This is a genomic window from Kitasatospora sp. NPDC091257 (assembly GCF_044757675.1).
GTDB classification, from domain to species: Bacteria; Actinomycetota; Actinomycetes; order Streptomycetales; family Streptomycetaceae; genus Kitasatospora; species Kitasatospora lactacystinica.
In genome coordinates, this window is the sequence record NZ_JBIVVI010000689.1 from 1 (window position 1) to 4,998 (window position 4,998).

Annotated in this window: 7 protein-coding genes; 1 reads left to right on the forward strand and 6 read right to left on the reverse strand. The window is 73.8% G+C overall.

What is annotated here, in order from left to right:
- The 6 genes from ACIQOV_RS27345 to ACIQOV_RS27370 form a co-directional block, all read right to left on the reverse strand.
- Positions 1-427: Uma2 family endonuclease (locus ACIQOV_RS27345; RefSeq protein ID WP_401052900.1), on the reverse strand; the 427-nt coding region annotated here is incomplete at its 3' end.
- A gap of 20 nt (positions 428-447) precedes the next feature.
- Positions 448-1,971, reverse strand: a complete 1,524-nt coding sequence (locus tag ACIQOV_RS27350) for an anthranilate synthase component I (RefSeq protein WP_387693428.1) — start codon at positions 1,969-1,971, stop codon at positions 448-450.
- 38 nt (positions 1,972-2,009) lie between these two features.
- Positions 2,010-2,381, reverse strand: coding sequence for a phosphoribosyl-AMP cyclohydrolase (gene hisI / locus ACIQOV_RS27355; RefSeq protein ID WP_359910212.1), 372 nt, complete (start codon positions 2,379-2,381; stop codon positions 2,010-2,012).
- Between the two features lie 80 nt (positions 2,382-2,461).
- Positions 2,462-3,031 (reverse strand): hypothetical protein, encoded by a 570-nt coding sequence (locus ACIQOV_RS27360; protein ID WP_401052904.1) that lies wholly within the window; start codon positions 3,029-3,031, stop codon positions 2,462-2,464.
- Between the two features lie 141 nt (positions 3,032-3,172).
- Positions 3,173-3,787 (reverse strand): GNAT family N-acetyltransferase, encoded by a 615-nt coding sequence (locus ACIQOV_RS27365; protein WP_401052907.1) that lies wholly within the window; start codon positions 3,785-3,787, stop codon positions 3,173-3,175.
- A gap of 204 nt (positions 3,788-3,991) precedes the next feature.
- Positions 3,992-4,660 (reverse strand): hypothetical protein, encoded by a 669-nt coding sequence (locus ACIQOV_RS27370; RefSeq protein WP_401052910.1) that lies wholly within the window; start codon positions 4,658-4,660, stop codon positions 3,992-3,994.
- A gap of 111 nt (positions 4,661-4,771) precedes the next feature.
- Here ACIQOV_RS27370 and ACIQOV_RS27375 point away from each other — a divergent pair.
- The coding region (locus ACIQOV_RS27375; RefSeq protein ID WP_401052913.1) for a TetR/AcrR family transcriptional regulator at positions 4,772-4,998 on the forward strand (227 nt) is incomplete at its 3' end.

Genomic DNA, 4,998 nt, shown 5'->3' on the forward strand with positions numbered 1-4,998 from the left:
GGTACACCCCCTCGGGGGACGGCGCGGTGTGCACGGTGCAGACCGCCGCCACCGGATCGACCACCACGTACAACGGCACGCCGCTGCGCGCGTACGCCCTCGCCGCCTCCGCCAGGCCCGGCCGGGCCACCTCCAGCACCGCCTCGACCCCGGCCGCGGCGAACCGGCCCCGCCCGCCCCGCACCGCGTCCCGGGCGAGCACGGCCAGGTCCGGGGCGAGCACCGTGCCGGGTTCGGGTACGGAACCCGACCCCGGAGCGGGTGCGGAACCGGACCCCGGAGCGGGTGCGGGAGCGCCGGGTGCCCCCGGGAAGTCGACCGCCACCCCGGAGAGCACCCGCCCGTGGCCCGCCGGCTGCTCGCCGAGCTGTCCGGCGGCACCGAGCACGACCGCCCAGCGCAGCTCGTCGTACGGCACCTCGGGCATCCCGGCCGCCTCCTCGCACCTCAGGACAGTTCCGGCCTCCGCAGCGTATTGGCGGTGGCGACGGCCCGCAGCACGGCGGCCGCCTTGTTCCGGCACTCGGTGTCCTCGCCGTGCGGGTCGGAGTCGGCGACCACGCCCGCGCCGGCCTGCACGTACGCGGTGCCGCCGCGCAGCACGGCGGTGCGGATCGCGATCGCGGTGTCCGAGTCCCCGGCGAAGTCCAGGTAGCCGACGCAGCCGCCGTACAGGCCGCGGCGGGTGGGCTCCAGCTCCTCGATGATCCGCATCGCCCGGGGCTTGGGCGCGCCGGAGAGGGTGCCGGCCGGGAAGCAGGCGGTCAGCACGTCGAAGGCGGTGCGCCCCGGGGCGACCTTGCCGGTCACCGTCGAGACGATGTGCATCACGTGGCTGTAGCGCTCGATGTGCATGAAGTCGACCACCTCGACGCTGCCCGGCTCGCAGACCCGGCCGAGGTCGTTGCGGCCGAGGTCCACCAGCATCAGGTGCTCGGCCCGCTCCTTGGGGTCGGCGAGCAGCTCGGCGGCCAGCTCCGCGTCCTCGTGCGGGGTGGCGCCGCGGTGCCGGGTGCCGGCGATCGGGTGCAGCATCGCCTCGCCGTCGCTGACCTTGACCAGCGCCTCCGGGCTGGAGCCGACCACGTCGAAGCCGCCCTCGGTCCCGCCGTCCGGGCCGGGGAAGCGGAACAGGTACATGTACGGGCTGGGGTTGGTGGTGCGCAGCACGCGGTAGACGTCCAGCGCGGAGGCCGGGCAGGGCGCCTCGAAGCGCTGCGAGGGCACCACCTGGAAGGCCTCGCCGGCCCGGATCCGCTCCTTGATCTCCTCCACCGCGGCCCGGTACGGCTCGCCGCCGAACGGCGAGTGCACCTCGCCGGGGCCGGCCGGGGTGAAGGTGGCCAGGCCCGGGTCGACCGGCTTGAACAGCTCGGCCTCCATCGCGTCCAGCCGGGCCACCGCGTCCGCCCAGGCCTCGTCCACGCCGCTGGCCAGGTCGTTGTGGTTGACGGCGTTGGCGATCAGCAGCACTGTGCCGTCGACGTGGTCGAGCACCGCGAGGTCGGTGGCGAGCAGCATGGTCAGCTCGGGCAGGCCCAGGTCGTCCGGGTTGAGGTCGGGCAGCTTCTCCAGCCGGCGGACGATGTCGTAGCCGAGGTAGCCGACCAGGCCGCCGGTGAGCGGGGGCAGGCCGTCGTCCTGCCGGCGCGGGGTGTGCAGGGCCTGCAGGGTGGCGCGCAGCACCTCCAGCGGGTCGCCGGCGGTGGGGATGCCGACCGGCGGGCTGCCGAGCCAGCGCGCCCCGCCGTCCGGGCCGACGGTGAGCGCGGCGGCGCTGCGCACCCCCACGAAGGAGTAGCGCGACCAGCTGCGGCCCTGCTCGGCGGACTCCAGCAGGAAGGTGCCGGGGCGCTCCTCGGCGAGGCTGCGGTAGAGGCCGATCGGGGTGAGGCCGTCCGCGAGGAGCCTGCGGGTGACCGGGATGACCCGGGTGTCGACGGCGAGCTTGCGGAAGGCTTCGAGATCCATGACGGGCGGCACCTTCTGGAGTTGTGGACGGGGTGGGGTCAGGACAGCGGGAGCACGTCGGCGTCGAAGCAGGTGCGGTCGCCGGTGTGGCAGGCCGCACCGGTCTGGTCGACCTTCACCAGCAGGGTGTCGCCGTCGCAGTCCAGGGCCACCGACTTGACCGCCTGGACGTGGCCCGAGGTGTCGCCCTTCACCCAGTACTCACGGCGGCTGCGGCTCCAGTAGGTGCAGCGGCCCGTGGTGAGGGTGCGGTGCAGCGCCTCGTCGTCCATCCAGCCGAGCATCAGCACCTCGCCGGTGTCGTACTGCTGGGCGATGGCCGGGACCAGCCCGTCCTCGGAGCGCTTGAGCCGCGCGGCGATCTCGGGTGCGAGGGCGGTGCTGCCGGGGGCGGCGGGTGTGGTGGACATGAGCACCATTGTGTCAGCCCGCCCCGGCTCCCCCGCGGGGCGGCGCTCCCTGCGCCGGAGCGCCGCCGGCGACGGGACCGCTACGGGTGCAACTGCCCGGTGAGCTTGGGGCCGCCCTGCTTGTTGCTCGCGGTCAGGGTGCAGGTGTAGTCGCGCCAGCCCTGCTGGTAGTTGGCGGTCGCCGGGCCGAACTGGCGGCCGTAGTAGGTCTTCCCGTCGCCCTGCCGGGCCTTGGCGGCGGCTTCGGCCTCCTTGCAGCCGTCCCGCATGGCGAGCGCGAGCGGAATGTCGCCGGTGATGCCGTCCGCGAGCTTGAGGTCGGCGATCACCTCGCCGTCGTGGTCGCCGGCGCAGGGGCGTTCCTCCGGCTTGGTGATCACCGGGCTCAGCTGCGGGTGGTCGAAGCAGGCGCCGACCGGGAAGAACGCGTACGGCGGCTGCGGCGTGGGCGTAGGGGTGGGTGTCGGCGTCTGGGTGGCCGTGGGAGTCGGCGTGGGCGGCGGCGGCGCGGCGGCCGGCTTCTTGTCGTCCGGCCACAGCACCGCGGTGGCCACCACCGCGAGCAGGACGACCAGCACGGCGGCGACGGTGAGGACCAGGCCGCGGGACGGGCGGGCGCCGGCTGCGGGCGACGGCTGCTCGGAGGTCATGGCCACGAGGATGGCCCACCCACCCCCTCCCCTGCAGCCGGTTCGCCGAACTCACCCCCTCCGGGCTCCCGAACCCTGGGGCAACACGCAGGACCTCGGAAAAGCCGAAGGAAATGTAAACACTCAAAGCCGCGTCCGGCTTCACCGTCGCCGCACGGCCTCGCCGCCGGGCGCCGCATCCGGACTGCGGGTGACGCTCGCCGTGTCGAGGCCGTCGATCGGCGTCCACTCGTGTTCCAGGATCGAGTAGGTGATGGAGTCGCGCCAGGCGCCGTGGACGAAGATGTGGTCGCGGATCCGGCCGTCCTCGGTCATGCCGGCCCGGAGCAGGGTCCAGGCCGACGCCTCGTTGAGCGGGGCGCGGGCGGCCCAGATGCGGTGCAGGCCGAGGCCGTTGAAGCCGAGGTCGCACAGCAGGTGGACGGTCTCCGTGCCGAGTCCCTTGCCCCACTCGGCCGGGTGGAGGGCGAAGCCGATGGTGGCCGCCTGCTGGGGCTCGGTGGCCAGGCGCGCGTAGCCGATCAACGGGTGATCGCCGCGCCGGGTGACGGCGAGGCAGTACTCGGTGCGCGGGGTGGCGTGCGCGGAGTCGATGGAGCGGGTGGTGATCGCTTCGACCTGCTCGCGGGTCCGGGGTTCGAAGCTGAGGTGCCGGGTGGCCTCGGGGTCGCCGTAGATCGCCAGGAGGGCGTCGGTGTCCTCGGGTTCGATCTCACGCAGCGCCAGGCGGGGGCCGGCCAGATGGGCTGGGGTCATGGCCCGGGAGCCTATCCATCGGGTCGCCCCGATATTCCTCGACCGGAAAGTCCGGCAAGGGCGGACCGCCTCGACCGCTCCCTGTTCCCGCCTGCTCCACGTCTGCCCACCGTCCGTCCACCAGCGCGGACGACGGCCCCGACCGAACCGGTCGGGGCCGTCGTCGCTCCGTGTCGAGGTCGCTGCCGCCGCCGGGTCGCGGGGTCAGGCCGTCCGGCCGGGGGCCGGGCGGGGCAGGCGGCGGCGGACGGCCCAGACGGCCGCCGCGAGGGCGAAGCCGTAGACGGACACCAGCCCGTGGCCGTTCTCCTGGGCGAGCCACATCGCGAGGCCGAGCGCGGGGACTCCGGCGGCCAGGGCGATCTCCTTGGGGAGGCGGGTGCGGGTGAGGAAGGCGAGGGCGAGGGTGGCGCCGAGGAAGTAGGTGGCGCCGGAGCTGCCGGCGAAGTTGCGCGGGTCGGTGCTGGGGCCGCCGCCGAGGCCGAGCAGGGTGTCGATGCGGCCGGGCAGCAGGATGCCGGCGAGGAAGAAGCCGAGGGTGAGCGGACCGCCCCAGTACCACTGGGCGAGCGCGGCGACGGCGGCGAGGGTGACGAGGTTCCACAGGCCGCCGAACAGGCCGCCGTTCTGCAGGAACACCGAGGTGAGCTCGCGCCACCAGCCGGACTTGGCGGGGTCCGCGTCCAGCGCGTCCATCGCGCCGGACCAGAGGAGTTGGAGCAGCACGCCCGCGACGGCGACCGCGGCCAGGGCGATCGCGGCCCACGGCAGCGGGCGTCCGCGCAGGGTGTCTCGGCCCACCACGCCGAGCCCGCAGTTGACCATCATGACCATCAGTGCGGCCGTGGTCACGTTGAAGACGATCGCCCCCATGTCCGGCTCCTCCCCCTGGCTCCGGCGTTTTCCAACACCGTTCGAAAACTTGATGGGGCAAAGCTAGCACAGTTTTCGAACAGTGTTGGAAAACGCTGTACGGTGAGGGTCATGAAGCTCACCAAGGACCGCATCGTCGACGCGGGCATGGCCGTCTTCGCCGAGGTCGGCTACCAGAACCTGTCCATGCGCCAGGTCGCCGACCGGCTCGACGCCCACGCGGGCAGCCTCTACTACCACGTACGCGGCAAGGACGAACTGCTCGCCCTGATGGCCGACCGGGTCTGCCGCCGGGCCTACGACGCCGGCACCCGAGCCCTCACCGCCCTCCCGCCCAC